Consider the following 23,116-nt stretch of genomic DNA (forward strand, 5'->3'; position numbering starts at 1 on the left):
GATACGCGCGAACGCTCAAAGTTATTCACCGATGCGCAACATTTCACGGCGGCAATGCATGGACAACATCGCCAGAAGGTGAGGCTTCGTCTGTATGCTCTCAGGATACGCTACCCGCGTAGTTTCGAGACAGGAGTACCCATATGGACCGAAATCGAATCTCTGGGCCCACACCACAAGAAGTTGCATCCGTCGGCCAGCACGGTCTGTATCGCCGCGAAAACGAGCATGACGCCTGCGGGGTGGGCTTCGTCGCCCATATCAAAGGCAACAAATCGCATGACATCGTCGCGCAGGGACTCAAAATTCTGGAAAACCTCGATCACCGGGGCGCCGTTGGTGCCGATGAGCTGATGGGCGATGGAGCGGGAATATTAATACAGATTCCCGATGAGTTCTACCGTGCCGAAATGGCCGCGCTGGGTGTGACGCTGCCCCCGCCCGGCGAATACGGCGTCGGGATGATCTTTTTGCCCAAAGAGCACGCCTCGCGCCTGGCGTGCGAACAGGAACTGGAGCGCGCCATTCGCGCCGAAGGGCAGGTGCTGCTGGGCTGGCGTGACGTTCCGGTGGACCGTGAAATGCCGATGTCACCCGCGGTCCGCGCCAAGGAACCGGTCATCCGTCAGGTCTTCATCGGCCGCGGACCGGACCTGATCGTGCCAGACGCGCTGGAGCGCAAGCTCTACGTGATCCGCAAGACCGCGTCGAGCGCCATCCAGGCCCTCAAGCTCACGCACAGCGGCGAGTATTACGTGCCCAGCATGTCGTGCCGCACGGTGATCTACAAGGGGCTGCTGCTCGCGACCCAGGTGGGCACCTACTACAAGGATCTCCAGGACCCCCGTCTGGTGTCGGCGCTCGCCCTCGTTCACCAGCGCTTTTCGACCAACACCTTTCCGGAGTGGCCGCTCGCGCACCCTTACCGGATGGTCGCGCACAACGGCGAGATCAACACCGTCAAGGGCAACTTCAACTGGATGCGCGCCCGCGAAGGCGTCATGAAGTCTCCTGTGCTGGGCGACGACCTGCCCAAGCTCTACCCCATCAGCTTCGAGGGCCAGTCGGACACGGCCACCTTCGACAACGCGCTCGAACTGCTCACCATGGCCGGCTATCCGCTCGCGCACGCCGCGATGATGCTGATCCCGGAAGCCTGGGAACAGCACAGCATGATGGATGACCGCCGGGGCGCCTTTTACGAGTATCACGCCGCGATGATGGAACCCTGGGACGGTCCCGCTGCGATGGTCTTCACCGACGGGCGCCAGATCGGCGCGACCCTTGACCGCAACGGTTTGCGCCCGGCGCGCTACATCGTCACCAACGACGACCTGGTGGTCATGGCCTCCGAGACAGGTGTGCTGCCCATTCCCGAGAACCGGATCGTCAAGAAGTGGCGCCTGCAGCCCGGGCGCATGTTCCTGATCGACCTCGACCAGGGCCGGATCGTGAACGACGAGGAACTCAAGGCACAGGTGGCCTTTGCCAAGCCGTACCGCCAGTGGATCGAGAACGTCCGCATCCGGCTCGACGCCGTCAAGGTAGAGGCGCAGCCCCAGACGTACCGCGAGTCGCTGCTCGACCGCCAGCAGGCGTTTGGCTTCACGCAGGAAGACGTCAAGTTCCTGCTGAGCCCCATGGCCGCTGCGGGCGAGGAAGCCATCGGCTCGATGGGCAACGACTCGCCGCTCGCGGTGCTGTCCAACAAGAACAAGCCGCTGTACAACTACTTCCGCCAGCTGTTCGCGCAGGTCACCAACCCGCCCATCGACCCGATCCGGGAATCGATCGTGATGTCGCTGGCGTCCTTTATCGGTCCCAAGCCCAACCTGCTCGATATCAACGCGGTGAACCCACCCATGCGCCTCGAGGTCAGCCAGCCGATTCTGGATTTCGACGACATGGCCCGGCTGCGCGCGATCGAGCAGCACACCGGCGGCAAGTTCAAGCCCTACGAGATCGACATCTGCTACCCCCTGGAGTGGGGCAGCGAGGGCGTCGAGGCGCGCCTCGCGTCACTGCGCGCCGAGGCCGTGGACGCCATCAAGAGCGGTCACAACATCCTGATCATCAGCGACCGCTGTGTGGACCGTGACCGGGTCGCGATTCCGGCGTTGCTGGCCCTCTCGGCCATCCACCAACATCTGGTCCAGCGTGGCCTGCGCACCACGGCCGGGCTGGTCGTCGAGACGGGCTCGGCGCGCGAGGTACACCACTTCGCGGTGCTGGCCGGTTACGGCGCCGAAGCGATTCACCCCTACCTCGCCATGGAGACCATCGCGGAACTGCACCGGGTCCGCCCCGGCAACGTGACGCCCGAGAAGGCCATCTACAACTACGTCAAGGGAATCGGCAAGGGTCTCTCGAAGATCATGTCCAAGATGGGCATCAGCACCTACATGTCGTACTGCGGCGCCCAGATCTTCGAGGCGATCGGCCTGAACGCCGAGATCATCGAGAAGTACTTTCGCGGCACCTCCACCCAGGTGGGCGGCATCGGCGTGTTCGAGGTGGCCGAGGAAGCCATCCGCACGCACCGCGCGGCCTTCAGCGAGGATCTCCTGCTGCTGAACATGCTCGAAACCGGCGGCGAGTACGCCTGGCGTGCGCGCGGCGAGGAGCACATGTGGACGCCCGACGCCATTGCCAAGCTGCAGCACGCGGCCCGCTCCGGGCGTATCGAGACGTACCGGGAGTACGCGCAGATCATCAACGACCAGTCGCGGCGCCACATGACCCTGCGTGGTCTGTTCGACTTCAAGATCGATCCTGAAAAAGCCATTGCGCTCGAGGAAGTCGAGAGCGCCGCCGAGATCGTCAAACGCTTTGCGACGGGGGCCATGTCGCTCGGGTCGATCAGCACCGAGGCGCACACCACCCTGGCGCTCGCCATGAACCGTATTGGCGGCAAGTCCAATACCGGCGAGGGCGGCGAGGACCCGGCGCGTTACCGGGACGAGCTGCGCGGTGTCAGCGTCAAGGCCGGAACGAAACTCAGCGACATTCTGGGGTCGGGCCGCATCGCCGCCGACTACGAGCTCGCCGAGAACGACAGCCTGCGCTCGAAGATCAAGCAGGTCGCCTCAGGTCGCTTCGGGGTCACCACCGAGTACCTGGTGTCCGCGGACCAGATTCAGATCAAGATGGCCCAGGGCGCCAAGCCCGGCGAGGGCGGGCAACTCCCCGGCAGCAAGGTCTCGGAGTACATCGGCATGCTCCGCCACTCGGTGCCGGGCGTGGGCCTGATCTCTCCCCCACCGCACCACGACATCTACTCGATCGAGGACCTGGCACAGCTGATTCACGACCTCAAGAACGTCAACCCGGCCGCCGATGTCTCGGTCAAGCTGGTCTCGGAAGTGGGCGTCGGCACCATCGCGGCGGGTGTGGCCAAGGCCAAGGCCGATCACGTGGTCATCGCCGGGCACGACGGCGGCACGGGCGCCTCGCCCTGGTCTTCGATCAAGCACGCGGGCACCCCCTGGGAACTGGGTCTCGCCGAAACACAGCAGACCCTGGTGCTCAACCGCCTGCGTGACCGCATCCGGGTGCAGGCCGACGGTCAGATGAAGACCGGGCGTGACGTGGTCATCGGCGCGCTGCTGGGCGCCGACGAGTTCGGCTTCGCGACCGCGCCCCTGGTGGCGGAGGGCTGCATTATGATGCGCAAGTGCCACCTGAACACCTGCCCGGTGGGCGTGGCCACCCAGGACCCCGAGCTGCGCGCCAAATTCCAGGGCAAGCCCGAGCACGTCATCAACTACTTTTTCTTTGTTGCCGAGGAAGTGCGCGAGCTGATGGCCCAGCTGGGCCTGCGCACCTTCGAGGAACTGATCGGCCGCAGCGACCTGCTCGACACCCGCGCGGGTGTCGAGCACTGGAAGGCCCGCGGGCTGGACTTCAGCCGGGTCTTTTACCAGGTGGCCCAGCAGGGCCTGGCGCGCTCGCACGTCAATGCCCAGGACCACGGGCTTCAGAACGCGCTCGACGTCGAGCTGATCGCCAAGTGCCTGCCCGCCATCGAACGCGGCAAGAAGGTCAAACTGCTCGAAGTGGCGCGCAACGTCAACCGCAGCGTCGGTGCGATGCTCTCGGGCGAGCTGGTCAAGCAGCGCCCCGAGGGTCTGCCCGACCAGACCATCTTCATTCAGATGGAAGGCACGGGCGGTCAGAGCTTCGGCGCCTTTCTGGCCAAAGGCATCACGCTCTACCTGATCGGCGACGCCAACGACTACACCGGCAAGGGCCTATCAGGCGGGAGGGTAGTCGTGCGGCCCAGCATCGACTTCCGCGGCGACTCGACCAAGAACATCATCGTCGGCAACACCGTGCTGTACGGCGCGACCGAAGGTGAGGCCTTTTTCCGCGGGGTGGCGGGCGAGCGCTTCGGCGTGCGCCTGTCGGGGGCCACGGCAGTGGTGGAGGGCACCGGGGATCACGGCTGCGAGTACATGACCGGCGGCACGGTAGTAGTGCTCGGACAGACGGGGCGTAATTTTGCCGCCGGTATGTCGGGCGGCATCGCCTACGTGTACGACGAGGACGGCCAGTTCGCGCGCCGTTGCAACACCGCCATGGTCACCCTCGACCGGGTGCTGACGGCAGGCGAGCAGGAAGCCATCACCGACAAGGCCTACTGGCATCAGGGTCAGCGTGACGAGGAGCTGCTGCGCAAGCTCATCGAGGATCACCACCAGTGGACCGGCTCGCTGCGCGCACGCGAAATTCTCGATAACTGGGCGGCCTCGCTGCCGAAGTTCGTCAAGGTGTTCCCGCGCGAGTACGAGCGCGCCCTGGGTGAACTGAACGGCAAGCGAAACAGCGTTGCCGCCGAGCGAGAACTCAAGGGAGCCACGCATGGCCGCTGATCTTCAACAGTCATCACCACAGGTTCTACGGAGTCAACATGGGTAAAGTCACCGGTTTCCTGGAGTATCAGCGCGTCAAAGAAAGCGCTGAGCCGATCGACGCGCGCCTCAGGCACTACAAGGAGTTCGTGGTCGAACTCAAGGTCGAGCAGGCGCAGGTTCAGGCCGCGCGCTGCATGGACTGCGGCGTTCCCTTCTGCAACAACGGCTGCCCGGTCAACAACATCATTCCCGACTTCAACGACCTGATCTACAACAACGAGTGGCGTGCCGCGATTGACGTACTGCACGCGACCAACAATTTCCCCGAGTTCACGGGCCGCATCTGTCCCGCGCCCTGCGAAGCGGCCTGCACCCTCAACCTCACCGATGAGGCCGTGGGGATCAAGTCCATCGAACGCGCCATCATCGACCGGGCCTGGAAAGAAGGCTGGGTCGCGCCCCAACCGCCCACGCACAAGAGCGGTAAACGGGTCGCCGTCGTGGGCTCCGGTCCGGCGGGTCTGGCTGCCGCGCAGCAGCTGGCCCGCGCGGGCCATGACGTCACGGTGTTCGAGAAAAACGATCGGGTGGGCGGTCTGCTGCGCTACGGCATTCCCGACTTCAAGATGGAAAAGCACCTGATCGACCGCCGGGTGCAGCAGATGGAAGCCGAGGGGGTGACCTTCCGTACAGGCGTCCTGATCGGCAAGCTGCCGCGTGGATCGAAGGTAACCAACCTGTCGCGGGAAACCCTCTCCGCCGAGAAGCTGATGGAAGACTTCGACGCGGTGCTGCTGGCCGGCGGGGCCGAGCAGCCGCGTGACCTGCCCGTTCCCGGGCGCGACCTGCGTGGCGTGCACTTCGCGATGGAGTTTCTGCCCCAGCAGAACCGAGTCAACGCGGGCGATCAGGTCAAAGACCAGCTGCGCGCCGACGGCAAGCACGTGATCGTCATCGGTGGGGGCGACACCGGTTCCGACTGCGTGGGCACCAGCAACCGCCACGGCGCTGCGAGCGTACACCAGTTCGAGCTGCTTCCCATGCCGCCCGAGCAGGAGAACAAGCCGCTCGTCTGGCCTTACTGGCCGCACAAGCTGCGCACCTCCACCAGCCACGAGGAAGGCGCCGAGCGCGAGTTTGCCATTGGCACCAAGGAATTCCTGGGCGAAAGCGGCAGGGTCACGGCCATCAAGACGGTGCGTCTGGAGTGGCAGGGCGGCACCATGACCGAGGTCCCCGGCAGCGAGCAGATCATGAAAGCCGATCTGGTGCTGCTGGCGATGGGCTTCGTGAGCCCCATCGCCGCGCTGCTCGACGCCTTCAAGGTGGAAAAGGACTCGCGGGGCAACGCGCGAGCAAGCACTGACGTGACCGACGGTTACCGCACGAGCAACCCACGGGTGTTTGCGGCGGGTGACGTGCGCCGGGGGCAGTCACTGGTGGTGTGGGCGATCCGCGAGGGTCGGCAGGCCGCGCGGGCCATCGACACCTTTTTGCTGGGCGCGAGCCAGCTGCCGAACTGAAGACGGCCTGGGGCAGGCGTTTTCGGGGGAGACCGCTGGTCTCCCCTTTCTCTTGGGGAAGCGGCGGACAGCCTGACGCTTCCGTACGACAAAGACGTATCCGCGTCTTGGTGCGGGCGTCCGGTATTGTGCGGAGTACATGAACCACACTGACTCTACTATTCGCGTTGGCATCATCGGACTCGGCGCCATCGGCGGGCGCCTGTTGCGCGAATTTCAGGCTCATGACGCTTTTCAGGTCACGCACCTGCACGACTCGGACGCCGCACGAAGCGAGGAAGCAGCGCGCGAGACAGGCGCGGTGGCCTGCGCGACTTCGACGGAGCTGCTCGCCTCAGACGTCGATCTGGTGTACATCGCCGTACCGCCGAGCGCGCACTTCGACCTGACCCTGGCCGCCCTGAAAAGCGGCAAGCACGTGCTGTGCGAAAAGCCGCTGGCGGTGAGCACCGAGGAAGCGCGGGCCATGCTGGGCGCAGCGCGCGCGGCAGGCAGGGTGCACGCCATGCAGCTTCCGCTCTACCATTCGCCCGGCGTGCGCGTCTTCGCCGAGCGTCTGCACAGCGGCACCCTCGGTGATCTGCGCCGCGCGGACCTCACCCTGGTGTTTCCCGAATGGCCTCGCGCATGGCAGATGAATCCCTGGATCGGTCGGCGCGAGCAGGGCGGCCCGATCCGTGAGTGCACGCCCCACCTGTTCGAGGTGATCGAACGCAGCCTCGGGCGGGTCGCGCGTCTGCGTGCCGACGTGGTCTACCCCGTCGACGGCGTGAGCAGCGAGGAAAGCGCGCACGGCGTGCTGGAGCTCGAATCGGGACTGCGGGTAGGCGTGAGTTTGCTGTGTCATGTTCAGCGGCCCGAGACCGTGGCACTGACGGTGTACGGAGCCAACGGCACGCTGGGCCTGGAACGCTGGACCCAGCCGGTGTACTCGGCGGACCAGGACATCCCGAAGGCGCTGGCCCTCGAAGCCGACACGACCCAGGGCAAGCTGCTCGATCACCTGGCGGCGGCCATTCATGGCCGCGAAGCCGACCTTCCCGGGTTCGGGGTGGGCCTGCGCTTGCAGTGCCTGCAGGAAGCCTGGGAGCAGGCTTCTGCCACAGGCAGCTGGATCGTGGTCGGTCCGGAGTAAACCCGCTCGCCGCGGTCAAGTCAGTGCGCGCTCAGTCCACCAGGCAGAGGTCCACCCGACTGAGCCGCCGAAAACAGCAAAAGCGCCGACGTCGTATCGACGTCGGCGCCCCACGCGCACTGGGCGCTCAGTACACGGCGTTTCGCATCAGCATCATCTTGAGATCCGTGGGGGTGGTCGCGGCCTGAATGGCGTCTTCAGGGGTCATCGCGTCCTCTTTGACCAGGCGGGCGAGGTGCTGGTCGAAGGTGTGCATACCGTACTGTTCAAAGCCGTCCTGAATGGCTTCCTTGAGGTTGGCGAACTTGTCCTCGTCGGCAATGCAGTCACGCACGGTGGCGGTGCCGATCATGAGTTCCAGGCCCAGCACGCGGCCTCCCCCTTTGCGTGGCAGCAGCCGCTGGCTAATGACGCCCACCAGTGATTCCGAGAGGCCCTTGCGAATCTGGTCGCGCTCGTGCGGTGCGAAAAAATCCAGGATTCGCGTCACGGTGCGCGGCGCGTCCAGCGTGTGCAGGGTCGAAAACACCAGGTGACCGGTCTGCGCGGCACTGAGGGCCGCCTCGACGGTTTCCTTGTCGCGCATCTCACCGATCAAAATGACATCCGGATCCTGGCGCATCGCGGCGCGCAAGGCCAACTTGAAGTCCAGGGTGTCCGTGCCAATCTCACGCTGGTAAAAGGTCGCCTGCTTGTCCTTGTGAAGAATCTCGATGGGATCTTCGATGGTGACGACCGTACTGGCCGAAGTGGCGTTGATATGGTCGAGCATCGAAGCGAGCGTCGTCGTCTTTCCGCTGCCCGTCGGCCCTGTTACGAGGATCAGACCCCGCTCCTTGCTGGAAAGCTCTCCGAAAATCCCACTGGGCAGGCCGAGGTCTTCAAAGGTGGGCAGATTGGGCCGGTGTTCCTGAATTCGCATGATCAGTGCAATCGAGTCACGCTGGTACATGGCATTGACCCGAAAGCGGGCCACTTCGGGCAGGCCATATGCGAAGTCAGCTTCGCGTCGCGCAGCAAATTCCTCGAACATTCCGGGGCGTTTCATGATGGCACGGCACATTTTTTCGAGGTCGGCCGGAGACAGCATTTTGCTGCCGATGCGTTTGATTTCACCGTTGATGCGGCCCATGGGCGGCGCGCCCGCCCGCAGGTGGATGTCGCTGGCTTTGATGTTGACAAAGTAAGTGAGCAGATCGTCGAAACTGGCCATGTAAGATCTCCGGGCGAAGGGCTCGCGAAACAGGGATGATAGTGCCGAACGGTGGTGGCCGGGCTCCGGAGCGATACAGAGCCTCAACCGCTGCTCTTTGCGCCGACCGCGAAAAGTGAAACCTTGATGTCCGGCACGCCGCGCGGCTTCTCTTTGCTAGCGCAACGCACCTCACAGAAGTCTTACGGCCACCCGGACGCGTTCATGGCGCTGCACCCGATGGCTTCCCGACCTCGGGTGTCATTGACTTAACGCGCGTCAGTTGCAGATGCGAGGTGCTGAAGAACGCGCGTACGCAGCAGCATTGTGAGCAGACCTCGACTGCTCTGTGGCCGGCCTGCACCGGAAAAGCCTGCCGTCTGTCAAGCGGCCCTCGTGGGCCAGAAGCCACACCAGCTCGCGGACTTTCCGTCGCTCTTCGTTGGTCAGTGCCATGCGTCACGCTGCCACACCGGCCCTTACAGAATTCTGTCGGCCCGTCATAAGCAACGGCCCGTGACACCGTGAAGAATTTAATCGCACTCACATACAACTTCATGTACGCTCAGGCTCGGACAAGCGCTGTCTCAGATCGACCATGGCAAAACCACTGTGAAGTGGTGACGCAAAGCTCCAGAGCCCACGTGGCTGGCTGGGCCGCCGAAAGGATAAGCATGTTCCACTACCCTGCTCCTGTCACGCCGGTCATTCCTGCTGTGCACACTGGAACCACAGTGGTCATAGGGGACGTCGAGTTCGCCGTCCTGGAGTTGCTCGGTCACGACGCCCTGACCGGGCTCGAGCTGCTGACCAGCATCGAGTACCTGCAACGCCAGCTTGGCCCCCAGTTCAGGTTCAAACGCGGGGACCTGTTCCCCATCCTGTGCGCAATGGTCGACGCCGGGCTGATCCTGAAGCGTGTCTGCCGTCTGCCAGGCGGCATCGAACGGGCGAAGTACCACCTGACCCACCAAGGAAAACTCGCCCTCGAGAGTGCCTGAATTGGTCCCGGCAGGATCGGTGATCCTGCTTCGTGCAGCGGAGCGACGCGCTCAGCTTCCCCGGTAGGTGCTGTACGACCAGGGTGAGACGAGAAGCGGTACGTGGTAATGCCCCGACTGGTCAGCGACGCCAAAACGCACCGGCACCTGATTCAGAAAGGGCACCGTGGTGCGACCGGCCAACCCGCCCTGTTCACCAAAATAGTCGCCCACGTGAAACACCAGTTCGTACTGTCCCGTTTCCAGCGATCCCCCGAAAATCAGCGGTTCGTCGGTGCGGCCGTCCGCATTGGTCACGACGGTTTTGAGCCAGGAACGCTGCTCATCGATCACGGCATACAGTTCGATTTTGACCCCAGCGGCCGGCACGCCCCGGGCAGTATCGAGCACGTGGGTGGTGAGTCTGCCCGCTCCGCTCACCGTGCGCGCTCCACCCAGCCCTCGATGAGGCCGTAAGGCTCGGGATCCACGTGAAAGATCTCGTTGTCATTCTGTATTCCGAAGCGTTCGAGGTTGTACGGGACGTGGTGTTTGTTGGGAAAAGAAAAATGGATGCGCTCGATGACCGGGCAGCGCGTCAGTACTGCCTGTCCCATCTGGTGCAGCGTGAACTGCACGGACGGGCTGTAATGATCGGTGAAGGTCTCCAGAATCTGCTGATAGACTTCGCTCCACACGGCGTCGTAATCAAGCTCGTCGGTGTTGTATTCCCACCGGGCAGTGACCACGGTCGCCATGATGCGGTCGTTCGTTTCGGGCAGTGCCGTGAACTGCTCGCGCAGAAAACCTTCCCAGCCGGAACGGGTGGTTTTCAGCACGTACAGCTCATCGATACCCGAGGTGACCTTGAACTGCCGTCCATCTCCCTCGACGACCGCCGTGTGCTTGGGGACCTGTCGTGAGAACGCGTGGCCGTGCTCCTGCCCCTGCACCTTGATGCGCTCCCAGCAATGCTGGGTGAAGGTGATGCGGGCAGAAGCAACGGTCGGACCCGCCTTGACGAAATGACGAACCAAACGCTTTCCAAACTCCTCGACGCTGCCCGTCAACTGCTCTTTTGCCAGGGCGTAGACCGTATTTCGCATGGTGTCCGTCGCCAGCAGCGCACTGTTATCCCCGCGCGTGTGCGCCGCTTCGAAGTCGCCGGTAAGCGCGACGTCCACACGAACGTCCCGGATGTCGTGCCGCTCACCTTCCCGAAAAACCTTGAAGAGCCGCACGTCGGACTTGCCGTAATTGTTCTGTCCCAAAACGATTCTGGTTCTGACGCCGGTGCTTGACTCGGTCACACTTTCCTCCCCACGGTGACTTCCGCCGTGGCCTGAACGAGATCTGCCAGTCGCAAGCCGGCAATCTTGGAAATTTCGACGAGGGCCTCTGCGATTTCCTCGTGAGGCAGGTGATGCAGCCGCCGCTCGGCCGCGTCGAGAATCGACTCCTTGGTGTGCTCGCGCACGCAGATGACAAAGGGCATCGCGAACTTCTCGTGATACGCCGTGTTGACGCGCTCGAAGCGCGCGTACTCCTCGGGTGTGAGCCGGTCGAGCCCGACCGAAGATTGCTCGCGGCTCGATTCTGCAGTCAATTGACCGGCCAGGGCGACCTTGCCGGCCAGGTCCGGGTGCGCGCGGATCAGGGCCAGCTGCTCACCAGGGTCACTTTGCACGATGGCCTCTTTGAAGGCGTCTTGCAAAGACTCCAGCCTATGGAAAGGCCGCGCCTGCCAGACACGCTCGGCGTAGCGCGGGGAATGTTCGAGTACGCGACCGAAATACGCCACAAACTCGGCGCGGTCCAGGGCATTGAGGTCAGGCAGCTGCATCGACGAAGCTCCGTTCTGAACTGAAGTGCCCACGGTGGGTGGACTTGCGTTCGCACATGGAAAGCACTTGACTGTAGAGTATCAGGACCACAAAACCGGCCAGACACGGTTGCGCTCGATACCTGCGGGAGGACGACGTGGAAAGACTTACCCTCACCCTGAACGGCCAGCACCGCGAGGTGGGCCAGGTTCACGCACACACCACCCTACTCGAATGGTTGCGCCTGGAAGGACTTACCGGCAGCAAGGAAGGCTGCGCGGAAGGCGAGTGCGGCGCGTGTGCCGTGCTGCTGGTCCGCGCGGACGCTCGGGGCCAGGCACAGTACGTGGCGACCAACAGCTGCCTGCTGCTCGTCGGCGCCTTGAACGGGCAGGAAGTCGTCACCGTCGAGGGCTTGGGCACTCCAGGAAGGCTGCACCCGGTACAGAAGAGCCTCGCTGAGCGGGGCGGCTCGCAGTGCGGCTACTGCACCCCGGGTTTTGTCATGAGCATGGCTGCCGAGTACTACCGTGATGAGCGCTCAGCCTTCGATCTGGAGGCACTGAGCGGCAACCTGTGCCGCTGCACCGGCTACCGGCCCATCCGCGACGCGGCACGGGCGCTGGGCCAGCCTGACGAGCACGACCAATGGTCCCTCCGGTTGGCACAAGGCGCTCCTCTCACGTGTCCCACGGTGCTGACAAGCGAACACGGTGAACTGCGCCGCTGTGAGACGTTGCCGCAGACCCTCGCCGTGCTGGCCGAGAACCCAAGCGCGAAACTGCTCGCCGGAGGAACCGACTGGAGTGTCGATGTCAACCTGCGCCACGCGCGCGCTCCGCTGACCCTGGCGATCGACCACCACGAGGAACTGCGGGCCGTGCACTGGACTCCAGAGTACGTCGAGATCGGAGCAGCCCTGACGCTCTCAGAAATCGAAAGCCAGCTGAACGGCAGGCTTCCCCTGCTGCACGACTGGACACCGCAGTTCGCCTCGCGCCTGATTCGAAACCGAGCCACCCTGGGCGGCAATCTGGGTACGGCCTCCCCCATCGGAGACAGCGCTCCGGTGCTGCTGGCCCTGAACGCCTCGGTGGTCCTGCAGAGTGCTGCGCGAGAACGCACGGTGGCGCTGAAGGACTTCTTCGTGCGCTACCGCGAGACGGTGCTGCAACACGGTGAGCTGATTCGCGCGGTGCGCGTTCCCCTTCCCCACCCGATGCACGCGCGGTTCTACAAAGTCACCAAGCGGCGGCTCGACGACATCAGCAGCGTCGCGGCGGCCTTCGCGCTCGACCTCGACGGCGGGGCGGTGCGCCGCATCCGGATCGGTTTGGGCGGCGTGGCAGCCACACCGCTGCGCGCGGCAGCCACCGAAGCTTTCCTGAACGGCCAACCCTGGAACGAGCAGACGGTCCGTGACGCCGCGCGTCTGATGAGCTGCGAAGGCACCCCGCTGGGAGACCTGCGGGCCAGCGAGGCATACCGCAAAGCCATGTTGGAGCAGCTTCTGCTGAAATTCTACGAGCAGACGACCGATCAACGGGTGGAGGTGGAGGGGTGAGCGGCAGGCCGAGTGGCGTCGGGGCGGCACTGGTGCACGAAAGCGCCGAGCTGCACGTTACCGGGCAGGCACTCTACACCGATGACCTCGGCATCCGGCACGCGGGAACCCTGCACGCCTGGCCGGTGCAGTCGCTGTATGCACGCGCGCGTATCGTGCGGCTTGATCCGACGCCCGCTTATGAGGTGCCCGGCGTGGTGCGGGTGCTGAGCGCGCAGGACGTGCCGGGCGTAAACGACGCGGGAGTCAAGCACGACGAGCCGCTCTTTCCGGATGAAGTGCAGTACTGGGGCCACCCGGTCTGCTGGGTGCTGGGTGAAACCCTTGACGCGGCGCGGCACGGCGCGAACCTGGTGCGGGTCGAATACGAAGCGTTGGGCGCGGTGCTGACGCTGCAGGATGCAGTCGAGCAACAGTCCTTTCAGGGCACGGCGCTGCACCTCAGACGCGGTGACGTGCAGGCGGCATTCATGGAAGCGGCCCATGTTTTCGAGGGTGAGCTGGAGATGGGCGGTCAGGAACACTTCTACCTCGAAACGCACGTCTCGTTGGCGTACATCGACGAGGGCGGTCAGCTGTTCGTGCAGTCGAGCACCCAGCACCCCACCGAAACCCAGGAGATCGTCGCGCACGTGCTGGGTATCGCGAGTCATCAGGTGACCGTGCAGAGCCTGCGCATGGGCGGCGCCTTCGGAGGCAAGGAAATGCAGCCGCATGGCTTCGCGGCAGTCGCGGCCCTCGGGGCGACCCTGACCGGACGTCCGGTCAGGCTGCGGCTGAACCGCACGCAGGACATGACCATTACCGGCAAGCGCCATCCCTTCCTGGCCCGCTGGAAAGTCGGCTTTCACCACGACGGCACCCTGTGCGCGCTGGCTGCCGAACTGTACTCGGACGGTGGCTGGAGCCTTGACCTCAGCGAGCCGGTCATGGCGCGCGCCCTGTGCCACATCGACAACGCCTACCATATTCCTCACGTAGACGTGATGGGCCGGGTGTGCAAGACCAACAAGACTTCCCAGACGGCCTTTCGCGGCTTCGGTGGACCCCAGGGGATGCTGGTGATCGAGGACATCCTGGGCCGTGTCGCACCTTTGTTGGGCCTCACTCCCGAGGAACTGCGCGCCCGGAATTTCTACCAGTCTGGGCAGAGCACGCCGTATGGCCAGGGCGTCAAGGATGCCGGACGCATCGGGCAGATCTGGGCGGACCTGCTGGCCCACAGTGACTTTCACGCCCGCCGGGCTGAAGTGGCCGCCTTCAACGCCGCGCAACGCCACACCAAACGCGGGCTGGCCATCACGCCCGTGAAGTTCGGTATCTCATTCAACTTCACCGCCTACAACCAGGCAGGCGCCCTGGTGCACGTCTACCGGGACGGCTCGGTGCTGGTCAACCACGGGGGCACCGAGATGGGCCAGGGACTGCACACCAAGATGCTGCAGGTGGCCGCCTCAGCGCTCGGCGTTCCGCTGGGCTGTGTCCGTCTCGCACCCACCCGCACCGACAAGGTCCCCAACACGTCGGCCACTGCCGCATCGAGTGGCGCGGACCTCAACGGCGCCGCGATCAAGGACGCCTGCGACCAGATCAAGGCGCGCCTCGCTGCGGTGGCCGCCGGTCGCTTCGGCAGCAACCTTCACCCGGACGACGTGCGCTTCGAGGCAGGCCGGGTGTTTCCCATCGGTCACGCCGAGCGCGGCATCTCATTTCAGGAGCTCGTCCACGACGCCTACCACGCCCGCACCGCCTTGTGGGCCAGCGGCTTTTACCGCACCCCGGGCCTCCACTGGGACCGCGAGCGCATGCAGGGCGAGCCCTTCAAGTACTTCTCGTACGGCGCGGCCGTGACGGAAGTGGAAGTGGACGGTTTCACGGGCGCCTACCGCTTTCCACGGGTCGACATCCTGCATGACGTGGGAGACTCGCTCTCACCCTTGATCGACATCGGGCAGATCGAAGGTGGCTTCGTGCAGGGCCTGGGGTGGCTGACGCTCGAGGACCTGCGGTGGGACGTTCAGGGGCGGCTGGCCACGCGCAGCGCCTCGACGTACAAGCTGCCCAGTTTCTCGGAGATGCCCGACGTCTTCAATGTCCGCTTGATGAAAAAAGCCACCGAAACGGGCGTGATTTACGGCAGCAAGGCCGTCGGCGAACCGCCGCTGATGCTGGCGATCAGCGCCCGCGAAGCGTTGCGTGACGCCGTGCGGGCCTTTGGGCAGGCCAACGGCGTGACGCTCCTCGCTTCACCCGCCACCCCGGAGGCCGTCTTCTGGGCCATCGAGCGCGCCCGCACGCCCGCGCCGGTGGCCGCCGATTGACATGCGCTGGCTTTCCGAACTGCAGCGGCTCACCGAACAGGGTGTGCCCGCGGTGGTCGTGACGCTGCTGCGCGTCCGGGGGCACGCGCCCCGCGAACCAGGCGCCAAGATGATCGTGACCGCACAAGGCACGTCTGGCTCGGTCGGCGGCGGCAACCTGGAGATCACCGCCATCCGGCGCGCCCGCACGATCCTGGAACGGCGCGAACCTGAAGCGGCCCTGCTGGAACTGCGCCTGACCGACAGCGCGCCGGTCGAGTTCGCGCGTCAGTGTTGCGGCGGTGAAATCACGCTGCTGCTCGAACCGTTCTATCCGCAGCAGCGTACCATCGCCATCTTCGGCTTGGGTCACGTCGGCGCCGCCATCGCGCGGGCGCTCGCGCCCCTGCCGGTCAATCTGCACCTGGTCGATTCGCGCGCGGCGCACGCCGAGGACGCGCGCTTCGAATACCTCCAGGGTGAGAACGCACGCCTCACGCTTCACCATGCCCCTCTTCCCGAGGTGGTGCTGCGCGGATTGCCTGCCAATTCCCTGGTGCTGGTCATGACGCACGACCATGCCGAAGACCTGATGCTGATGGACGCCGCGCTGTACCGGGCGGACCTGGGATACATCGGCCTGATCGGCTCTAAAGTGAAGTGGTTGCGTTTTCAGCAGCAACTTCGGACGGCGGGGCACACGGAAGAAAGCCTCAGCAGGGTGACTTCGCCGATCGGCGTTCCCGGAATTCGTGGAAAGTCACCCGAGGTGATCGCCATTGCCGTGGCAGCCCAGCTTCTGCAGCTGCTCGAAGCGCAACCAAGTCTTCAAGAGGTCACCCATGCCTGAGCCCGCGTTGCAGTTACTGCACATCACCAAACGATTCCCAGGAGTCACGGCGAACGATGACGTGAACCTCGACGTCTACCCCGGCGAAGTCCTGGCACTGCTGGGCGAAAACGGCGCCGGAAAAAGCACCCTGATCAGCATTCTGTACGGCCTGTACCAACCCGACGATGGCGAAGTGCGCCTGCAAGGTCGGCGTGTCGCCATTGCCTCGCCCGCGCACGCCCTGAAACTCGGCATCGGCCTGGTGCCGCAGCACCCGGTGCTGGTAGGTCGGCACACGGTCGCCGAGAACCTGGCCCTGGGCGCTTCGAGCTTTCTGCAGCCGGCGCGGCGGGTATCACACGTGATTCGCGACACCGAACGCCGGTACGGCCTGGCCCTCGACCCGAACGCGCGGGTGAACACCCTCTCGCCCGGCGAAAAGCAGCGGGTGGAGATCGTGCGTGCCCTCATGCGCGGCGCGAACATTCTGATTCTCGATGAACCGACCAGCGTCCTCACCCCGCAGGAAGCCGAGTCGCTGTTTGAGGTGATGCGTGAGCTGCGTGTGGACGGAAAATCGCTGATCTTCATTTCCCACAAGCTCGACGAGGTGCTGGCCATCAGCAACCGCGTGGCGGTGCTGCGCAAAGGAAAAATGGTCGGCGAGGCACCCATTGCCGAGGTGTCGAAGGCGAGCCTGGCAGAGATGATGGTGGGACGCGCCGTCTCGTTCACCCGCAAACGTCAGGAACCAAGGCTGGGCGAGGTCCTGCTGGACGTTCGCAACCTGAGCGCCCGGTCAAGCCGTGGACTGCCGGCCCTGAGGAGCGTCAGCGTGCAGTTGCGCGCCGGCGAGGTCATGGGAATTGCGGGCGTCGCGGGCAACGGGCAGAGTGAGCTGGTCGAGGTGCTGTCCGGCTTGCGTCCGGCTGAGGGTGGCGAAATCACGCTGGCCGGGCGGCCCCTGAGCGGCGGCCCCAAGCGCCTCTTTGAGGCCGGGGTTGCGCACATTCCCGAAGACCGCATTCACATGGGCACCGTCCCGAGCATGAGTGTCTCCGAGAATCTCGCCTTGCGCGAATATGAAAAGACGCCACTGGCCCGCGGCTTCGTTCGTAACGTCAGTGCGTACGGGCAGCGTGCACGTGAGATGATCAGCACCTTCCAGATCGCCACGCCGGGTGTGGATACACCCTCGCGGCTGCTGTCAGGCGGAAACATTCAGAAGGTGATCCTGGCCCGCGAACTGTCCGAAAATGCCCGATTGATTCTGGCCTCGCATCCCACCTACGGGCTGGACATCGGCGCGACGGAGCAGGTGCACAACGTCTTGTTGCAGCGCACCTACGGGGGCGCCGCCGTGCTGCTCGTCAGTGAGGACCTCGATGAGCTGATGTCGCTCTCGGACCGCATTGCCGTGCTTTACCACGGAGAATTGCGTGGGCCATTCGACGCCCGCTCGGTTACCCGGGAAGAGCTTGGTCTGCTGATGGCCGGAGGAACCCTGAGTGAACCTCCGCACGTTCCAAGCAGGAGCCACGTGTGATGCGCTTTGTTCCGCTGCTGGCCCCCGCTCCTGCCCGGACGGTCCTGGTGACGCTTGCGGCGGTTCTGCTGGCACTCCTCATCAGCGGCGTGGTGATCGCGTTTTCCGGTGTGAATCCGCTTGAAGCGTACGGCACGATGCTGCGCGGAACCATCACCGACGCGCGCGGCTGGGCCGAAGTGCTCAGGCGCACCATTCCGCTGCTGCTGATCGGCGTGGGCCTGACTTTGGCATTCCGGGCGCAGTTCTTCAACATCGGCGCAGAAGGGCAACTGTTGATCGGCGCGATCTTCGCGGGCGGCGTGGCACTGTTCGTGCCGATTCCCGGCCCACTGCTGCTGCCCACGATGTTTCTGGCCGGGGCGCTGGGAGGCGGCCTGTGGGCGCTGCTGGCAGGCTGGCTGCGCCTGCGGCTCAGCGTCAACGAAATTCTCAGCACCTTGATGCTCAACTACGTCGCGGCGTACATGCTGATCTACCTGATCGCCGGTCCGTGGAAGGGCCGGGATGTGCGGGGCTTCATCTACACCGACACGTTTCCCCCGGCAGCGTCGACGGCGGTCCTGCCCGGCACCCTGGTGCACTGGCCGACCCTGCTGCTGGGAGTGGCGGCAGCAGTCGCACTGCAGTTTCTGCTGACACGCTCGACGCGCGGATTCGAATTGCGTGTGGTTGGCGAGAACCCCGGCGCGGCACGCTACGCGGGAATCAGCGTGACGAAGACAGTGCTGCTGATGGCCCTGATCACCGGGGGTGCGGCCGGGCTCGCGGGCGCGGGCGAGGTGGCCGGCATCCACCACCGCCTGCTGGAACCCGCGCAGATCAGCCTGGGATACGGCTTCACGGCAGTCATCGTGGCCTGGCTGGCGCGGGGAAATCCCGCACTGTGTCTCGTGACGGCGCCCCTGATGGGCATCATCCTGGCAGGTGGCGACGTCCTGAAGATCAGCCTGAACCTGCCCTTCCGGATCGTGGATGTCTTCAGCGGCGTGATGCTGTTCTGCCTGATCGCGTCGGAAATCTTCGTGCGTCACCGCGTCCGGTGGGGCAAGTCGTGAGGGGGAAATAGTGGAAGAAATTCTCGGCGCGCTGCTGCGTGCCTTGTCGTTTGGCACTCCCCTGCTGCTCGCCAGCCTGGGCGCGGTCATCAACGAGCGTGCGGGCGTCGTGAACCTCGGCGTCGAAGGCATGCTCGCGCTGGGCGCGCTGGCCGGATTCGCCGTGGCGTACGACGGTGCCAATCTCTGGACCGCGGTGGGCGCCGGGATGCTGGCGGGCGCGCTGGCGTCCCTGCTCCACGCCTTCGTGACGATCACCTTGCGCGCCAACCAGTTCGTTTCGGGGCTGGCGCTCACCATGGTGGGAGTCGGCATGGCCGGACTGCTGGGAAAACGGTTCGAGGGCATGCCGCTCTTTCTGGATCCCGAGCCGCGCGAGTGGCCCTTTACGCTGTTCGCCATCGCGCTTGCCGTGCTGCTGTCGGTGTTTTTGCACATGACCCGCCCAGGGCTGGTGCTGCGTTCGGTGGGCGAAAATCCGGCCTCGGCCGACGTGCTGGGCTTGAGTGTCGCCCGGGTCCGCTACCTCGCCGTGGCGTTTGGCGGCGCGCTCGCCGGCATGGGCGGCGCGTACCTGTCACTGGTCTACCGGCAGACCTGGACCGACAACATGTCCGCCGGGCTCGGCTGGATCGCGGTGGCGCTGGTGATCTTTGTCGGATGGAATCCGCTGCGCGCCGTGTTCGGCGCGGTGTTCTTCGGGCTGCTCTTCTACCTGCAATTCAGCCTGCAGGGCAACTCGCCCATTCCGACCGAGGTGTTCGCGGCCATGCCGTACGTCCTGGTGGTGGTGGTGCTGGCCTTTGCCGGACTGCGCGGACAGCAGGGAGCAGCGCCCGAAGCGCTGGGGCGACCCTACACCCGTGGCGAGCGGTAATACACATACAGGACTTCACCACGGCCTTATCAAATCCTTTATCTTTCTGATAGCAGTGCAGGAGGAAGCTATGAAGAAAATGACCTGGTTGGCCACGACGCTGGCGCTTACCGCGAGCATGGCCGGCGCACAGAGCGACAAGCTCAAAGCCTGCTTCATCTACGTTGGGCCCGTCGGCGACATCGGCTGGACATACGCGCACGACGAAGCGCGCCGCGCTGCCGAGAAACAGCTTCCCTGGCTCGAAACCAAATACGTGGAATCCGTTCCGGAAGGCAACGCCACACCGGTCATCGACCGCCTGGTCGCCGAGAACTGCAAGGTCATCTTCACGACCAGCTTCGGCTTCATGGACCAGACCCTCGAAGCAGCCAAGAAATATCCGAACGTTATTTTCGCGCACGCGTCGGGCTTCAAACGCGCGCCGAACATGGCCACGTACATGGCCGACTTTTACCAGGTGTACTACCTCAACGGCCTGATGGCCGGCGCCCTCACCAAGACCGGCAACATCGGTTACGTCGCCGCCTTCCCCATTCCCGAACTCAAGCGCCACATCAGCGCGTTCGCCCTCGGCGCACGCGCCGCGAACCCCAACGCCAAGGTCAACGTCAAATGGATCAACGCCTGGTTCGACCCGGCCAAGGCGCGTGAAGCAAGCGAAGCGCTCATCGCGCAGAAGAACGACGTGCTGGCCTTCACTGAAGACACCGCCACGGTGGTCCAGACAGCGGCGCGGCGCAAGGTGCCCAGCTTCGCGCACTACTCGCCCATGTACAAATTTGCCCCCGACTACGTCGTCTCAGGCCAACTGGTCCATTGGGACAAGATCTACGTGGACTTCCTGAAAAAGGTCAAGAGCGGTGAGTACACCACCAAAAATCTGCAGAACGTCGACTACTGGTGGCTGATGAAGGAAGGCGCCGTGGAGCTCGGAACGCAAAACGGCATGGCCATCAACCCCAAGTGGGTACCGCAACTCAAGGCCGCAAAGATGAAGGTGAACGGCAAGACCGTCAGCGTCTACGACCACGTGATGGAACTGAGCAAGAACCTCACGAGCGCCAAACCCACCTTTGATCCGTTCACCGGTCCGATCAAGGACCGCAACGGCGTTACCCGCGTCCCTGCCGGCAAGGTGATGACTCCGGCCGAACTGAACAACATGCAGTGGGTCGTACCGGGCGTGACCGGCCAGGTGGCCGACGAACCCAAATAACAGAATCAGGAATTCAGCTTCCTCCAAAGACCTTCGCGCCTGACGCGAAGGTCTTTTCTGTCTTTCCAACGGCGAACGGCCCGGCCCGCGCACTTGGCGCGGCAAACTCGGTGCGCTGTGGCACGATGGGTTCACATGGAATTCAGAAAGCTTGATCAGTCGCAGCCAGGGCAGGGAATGCAGTTTGATGTGTACGCCTACGAGCGCATCGCCGCCAACACCCTGGGCGGCGCAAAAAACGTGCACTACGCCCGCGAAACGGGCATGGTTCTGTACCAGCTGGCCATTGAGCTCTCGGGAGGTGCAGTGCAGTTGCAGCCCGGCGCCATGCAATACGTCAGGGGTGCGGTTCAGATGGAAACCGTGGGCGGTGGAGGCGGCGTGGGTGGATTCCTGCGGCGGGCAGTCACCAGCGCCGGAACCGGTGAAAGCTCGTTTCGCAACCGTTTCAGCGGGCACGGAACGATCTGGACCGAGCCGACCTTTCAGCACCTGGTGGTGGCCACGCTGGACAGCCCCGCCGACGCCCTGCTGCTCGACGACCGCGCTTTCTACGCCGCTGAGGACAGCATCAAGGTCGAAGCGCACGTCAACCGCAACATCGCGCAGGGAATGCTCGGCGGCGAAGGCCTGATTCAGCCGAAAATCAGTGGGCAGGGAGCGTTCGTGCTGGAAAGTCCAGTTCCAGCAAGCGAACTTGACATCATCGATCTGCACAACGACCAGCTGATTCTCGACGGCGACCTGGCCCTTGCCTTCAGCGCATCACTGGAATTCCGCATCGAAAAATCCCAGCGTGGCGTGCTCAACACGCACCGCAGCGGAGAAGGCCTGGTCCACGTGTTCCGTGGCACCGGACAGGTCTGGGTCATGCCGACCATGGGACTGGCCCAGCGCTTCGAAAGTCCCGTTCAGAATGTCTTCGTGACCAATCCGACCACCCGCTGAGCCTTCGGCCCTTCGTGCGGCACCTTCTCCTACTTGCACCGGCCCGATACCGATTGCGCCATCCTCATGCTGATGTACGCCAGACAATAACGCCCGGCGTAGTCCCGGCACCGAATGGGTCGAGGATCGTCGTGCGCCACTCTTGACAGAATGCTCCTGCAGCGGGTACTTTAGCGGTAAATACATTTACCGCTAAAGTACCCGCTGAAAGGATTCCCTGTGACGAGCCTTCCTACCCCGGTGACTCTGGCTGACGTCGCCCGCAGCGCGGGTGTCTCAAAAATGACCGTGTCCAATGTCATCAACAACAAACCCGGCATGTCCGAAGAAACCCGCCTTCGGGTGCAGCGTGCCATCGAAGCCACCGGGTACGTGTCGAATGCTGCGGCGCGCCTGCTGACCGGCAAGCGCGCCAACATGATCGGGGTTCTGACCCCGCGCCTCAACTGGCCGTTCGTCACCGAAATTCTCCAGAGCGCCAGCACCGTCGCCGAAGCCGAGGGGCTCAACCTGGCGATTTTCACCACCGCTTCCAACCCGACCCTGGAGCGCGAACGGGCCATGTTGCTGCGGACGCTCGCAGACGGCGTGCTGCTGGTCATTCCTTCCGCCGACGAACATCAGGTGTTCGGCAATGTCGTGCCTGTCGTGACACTCGGCGCGTACGGCGAGCGTACCGTCAAGGTCGACAACTTCGAAGGAGCCCGTCTGGCCGTGCGGCACCTGATCGAGCTCGGCCACACCCGCATCGCTCACGTCCACGGACAGCACAACGATTTGCGCGACGCTGCAGAACGCGAACAAGGCTTTGTCAGCGCGCTTGAGGAAGCTGGACTGGACGTTCTCCCGGGCTACCTGCAGGACGGCGAGTTCTCCGAAGAAGGCGGCCGGCGTGCTGCTCACGCCCTGCTGACCCTGCCGGACGCACCTACGGCCATCTTCGCGGCCAATGACCGCTCGGCCATCGGGGTGATGGAGGCCGCCGCACAGCTGGGATTACGGGTTCCGCACGACCTTTCGGTCGTTGGTTTCGATGATATTCATGCTGCGGCCTACACCGATCCACCGCTCACCACCGTGCGTCAGCCCCTGCAGCAGATGGGGGAAAAAGCCGCTCGCGTACTGATCGATTTGATGCGCGGCGAAACCGGCGTCGAACAGCACGTCCTCTTCCCTGCCAGCCTGGTCGTCCGTCAATCGACGGCCGTGCCCAGAGCGCACCAGGAGGTCCGCGTGAGCCCCTGAATCCCGCGGCCGGTCGGCCCA

General features: G+C 64.2%; 17 protein-coding genes and 1 riboswitch. Of the genes, 13 read left to right on the plus strand and 4 right to left on the minus strand.

Going from position 1 to position 23,116, the window contains the following annotated elements; genetic code table 11:
* The first annotated feature begins 143 nt into the window (after positions 1–143).
* From DEIPE_RS00345 to DEIPE_RS00355, 3 genes are all read left to right on the plus strand, one after another.
* Complete coding sequence (locus tag DEIPE_RS00345) at positions 144–4,871, plus strand: glutamate synthase-related protein (RefSeq protein ID WP_015233991.1); 4,728 nt, start codon at positions 144–146, stop codon at positions 4,869–4,871.
* A gap of 38 nt (positions 4,872–4,909) precedes the next feature.
* Complete coding sequence (locus DEIPE_RS00350) at positions 4,910–6,376, plus strand: glutamate synthase subunit beta (protein WP_015233992.1); 1,467 nt, start codon at positions 4,910–4,912, stop codon at positions 6,374–6,376.
* A gap of 139 nt (positions 6,377–6,515) precedes the next feature.
* Positions 6,516–7,511: a Gfo/Idh/MocA family protein gene (locus DEIPE_RS00355; protein ID WP_015233993.1), complete on the plus strand. Its 996-nt coding sequence runs from the start codon at positions 6,516–6,518 to the stop codon at positions 7,509–7,511.
* A gap of 127 nt (positions 7,512–7,638) precedes the next feature.
* On the opposite strand, the gene DEIPE_RS00360 is transcribed toward DEIPE_RS00355, so the two are convergent.
* On the minus strand, positions 7,639–8,724 hold the full coding sequence (locus DEIPE_RS00360) for a type IV pilus twitching motility protein PilT (RefSeq protein ID WP_015233994.1): 1,086 nt from the start codon (positions 8,722–8,724) through the stop codon (positions 7,639–7,641).
* Positions 8,725–9,293: 569 nt separating this feature from the next.
* A riboswitch (cyclic di-GMP riboswitch) is annotated at positions 9,294–9,368 on the plus strand.
* A gap of 9 nt (positions 9,369–9,377) precedes the next feature.
* On the opposite strand from DEIPE_RS00360, the gene DEIPE_RS00365 reads away from it, so the two are divergent.
* Positions 9,378–9,704, plus strand: a complete 327-nt coding sequence (locus DEIPE_RS00365; RefSeq protein ID WP_015233995.1) for a PadR family transcriptional regulator — start codon at positions 9,378–9,380, stop codon at positions 9,702–9,704.
* Between the two features lie 51 nt (positions 9,705–9,755).
* On the opposite strand, the gene uraH is transcribed toward DEIPE_RS00365, so the two are convergent.
* Genes uraH through uraD form a run of 3 tightly spaced genes read right to left on the minus strand, consistent with a single transcriptional unit; the run spans position 9,756 to position 11,526 of the window.
* A complete protein-coding gene (gene uraH, locus DEIPE_RS00370; RefSeq protein ID WP_245557569.1) occupies positions 9,756–10,094 on the minus strand; it encodes a hydroxyisourate hydrolase in 339 nt (112 codons plus the stop codon).
* A gap of 26 nt (positions 10,095–10,120) precedes the next feature.
* The gene (gene pucL / locus DEIPE_RS24785; protein WP_015233997.1) at positions 10,121–10,993 is read right to left on the minus strand and encodes a factor-independent urate hydroxylase; all 873 of its coding nucleotides are present in this window, start codon (positions 10,991–10,993) and stop codon (positions 10,121–10,123) included.
* The gene (gene uraD, locus DEIPE_RS24790; protein WP_015233998.1) at positions 10,990–11,526 is read right to left on the minus strand and encodes a 2-oxo-4-hydroxy-4-carboxy-5-ureidoimidazoline decarboxylase; all 537 of its coding nucleotides are present in this window, start codon (positions 11,524–11,526) and stop codon (positions 10,990–10,992) included. Before uraD ends, pucL begins: the two co-directional genes overlap by 4 nt.
* Positions 11,527–11,663: 137 nt before the next feature.
* Between uraD and DEIPE_RS00385 the strand changes: the two genes are divergently transcribed.
* The 9 genes from DEIPE_RS00385 (at position 11,664) to DEIPE_RS00425 (ending at position 23,095) form a co-directional block, all read left to right on the plus strand.
* Complete coding sequence (locus tag DEIPE_RS00385) at positions 11,664–13,070, plus strand: xanthine dehydrogenase small subunit (RefSeq protein ID WP_015233999.1); 1,407 nt, start codon at positions 11,664–11,666, stop codon at positions 13,068–13,070.
* Positions 13,067–15,391, plus strand: a complete 2,325-nt coding sequence (gene xdhB, locus DEIPE_RS00390; protein WP_015234000.1) for a xanthine dehydrogenase molybdopterin binding subunit — start codon at positions 13,067–13,069, stop codon at positions 15,389–15,391. Before DEIPE_RS00385 ends, xdhB begins: the two co-directional genes overlap by 4 nt.
* A 1-nt stretch (position 15,392) precedes the next feature.
* Positions 15,393–16,220 carry a xanthine dehydrogenase accessory protein XdhC gene (gene xdhC / locus DEIPE_RS00395; protein ID WP_015234001.1) on the plus strand — a complete coding sequence of 276 codons (828 nt, stop codon included), beginning with the start codon at positions 15,393–15,395 and terminating at the stop codon, positions 16,218–16,220.
* Positions 16,213–17,748 (plus strand): ABC transporter ATP-binding protein, encoded by a 1,536-nt coding sequence (locus tag DEIPE_RS00400; RefSeq protein ID WP_015234002.1) that lies wholly within the window; start codon positions 16,213–16,215, stop codon positions 17,746–17,748. The genes xdhC and DEIPE_RS00400 overlap by 8 nt, the downstream gene beginning before the upstream one ends.
* Positions 17,748–18,806 carry an ABC transporter permease gene (locus tag DEIPE_RS00405; protein ID WP_015234003.1) on the plus strand — a complete coding sequence of 353 codons (1,059 nt, stop codon included), beginning with the start codon at positions 17,748–17,750 and terminating at the stop codon, positions 18,804–18,806. The genes DEIPE_RS00400 and DEIPE_RS00405 overlap by 1 nt, the downstream gene beginning before the upstream one ends.
* A gap of 10 nt (positions 18,807–18,816) precedes the next feature.
* The gene (locus DEIPE_RS00410) at positions 18,817–19,683 is read left to right on the plus strand and encodes an ABC transporter permease (RefSeq protein ID WP_015234004.1); all 867 of its coding nucleotides are present in this window, start codon (positions 18,817–18,819) and stop codon (positions 19,681–19,683) included.
* A gap of 70 nt (positions 19,684–19,753) precedes the next feature.
* Positions 19,754–20,902 (plus strand): BMP family ABC transporter substrate-binding protein, encoded by a 1,149-nt coding sequence (locus DEIPE_RS00415; RefSeq protein ID WP_015234005.1) that lies wholly within the window; start codon positions 19,754–19,756, stop codon positions 20,900–20,902.
* Positions 20,903–21,037: 135 nt separating this feature from the next.
* Complete coding sequence (locus tag DEIPE_RS00420; protein ID WP_015234006.1) at positions 21,038–21,850, plus strand: AIM24 family protein; 813 nt, start codon at positions 21,038–21,040, stop codon at positions 21,848–21,850.
* Between the two features lie 282 nt (positions 21,851–22,132).
* Complete coding sequence (locus DEIPE_RS00425) at positions 22,133–23,095, plus strand: LacI family DNA-binding transcriptional regulator (protein ID WP_157448714.1); 963 nt, start codon at positions 22,133–22,135, stop codon at positions 23,093–23,095.
* Positions 23,096–23,116 lie beyond the last annotated feature (21 nt).

The sequence above is a fragment of the Deinococcus peraridilitoris DSM 19664 genome, assembly GCF_000317835.1.
In the GTDB taxonomy this organism is placed as follows: domain Bacteria; phylum Deinococcota; class Deinococci; order Deinococcales; family Deinococcaceae; genus Deinococcus_A; species Deinococcus_A peraridilitoris.

Excerpts from the sequence above, each read along its gene's own strand:
- xdhC (WP_015234001.1), top strand. The coding sequence starts at position 15,393 with ATGCGCTGGCTTTCCGAACTGCAGCGGCTCACCGAACAGGGTGTGCCC.
- DEIPE_RS00425 (WP_157448714.1), top strand. The coding sequence starts at position 22,133 with ATGACCGTGTCCAATGTCATCAACAACAAACCCGGCATGTCCGAAGAA.
- DEIPE_RS00405 (WP_015234003.1), top strand. The coding sequence starts at position 17,748 with ATGCGCTTTGTTCCGCTGCTGGCCCCCGCTCCTGCCCGGACGGTCCTG.
- DEIPE_RS00350 (WP_015233992.1), top strand. The coding sequence starts at position 4,910 with ATGGGTAAAGTCACCGGTTTCCTGGAGTATCAGCGCGTCAAAGAAAGC.
- DEIPE_RS00420 (WP_015234006.1), top strand. The coding sequence starts at position 21,038 with ATGGAATTCAGAAAGCTTGATCAGTCGCAGCCAGGGCAGGGAATGCAG.
- DEIPE_RS00415 (WP_015234005.1), top strand. The coding sequence starts at position 19,754 with ATGAAGAAAATGACCTGGTTGGCCACGACGCTGGCGCTTACCGCGAGC.
- uraD (WP_015233998.1), bottom strand. The coding sequence starts at position 11,526 with ATGCAGCTGCCTGACCTCAATGCCCTGGACCGCGCCGAGTTTGTGGCG.
- DEIPE_RS00360 (WP_015233994.1), bottom strand. The coding sequence starts at position 8,724 with ATGGCCAGTTTCGACGATCTGCTCACTTACTTTGTCAACATCAAAGCC.
- DEIPE_RS00365 (WP_015233995.1), top strand. The coding sequence starts at position 9,378 with ATGTTCCACTACCCTGCTCCTGTCACGCCGGTCATTCCTGCTGTGCAC.
- DEIPE_RS00355 (WP_015233993.1), top strand. The coding sequence starts at position 6,516 with ATGAACCACACTGACTCTACTATTCGCGTTGGCATCATCGGACTCGGC.
- DEIPE_RS00345 (WP_015233991.1), top strand. The coding sequence starts at position 144 with ATGGACCGAAATCGAATCTCTGGGCCCACACCACAAGAAGTTGCATCC.
- DEIPE_RS00400 (WP_015234002.1), top strand. The coding sequence starts at position 16,213 with ATGCCTGAGCCCGCGTTGCAGTTACTGCACATCACCAAACGATTCCCA.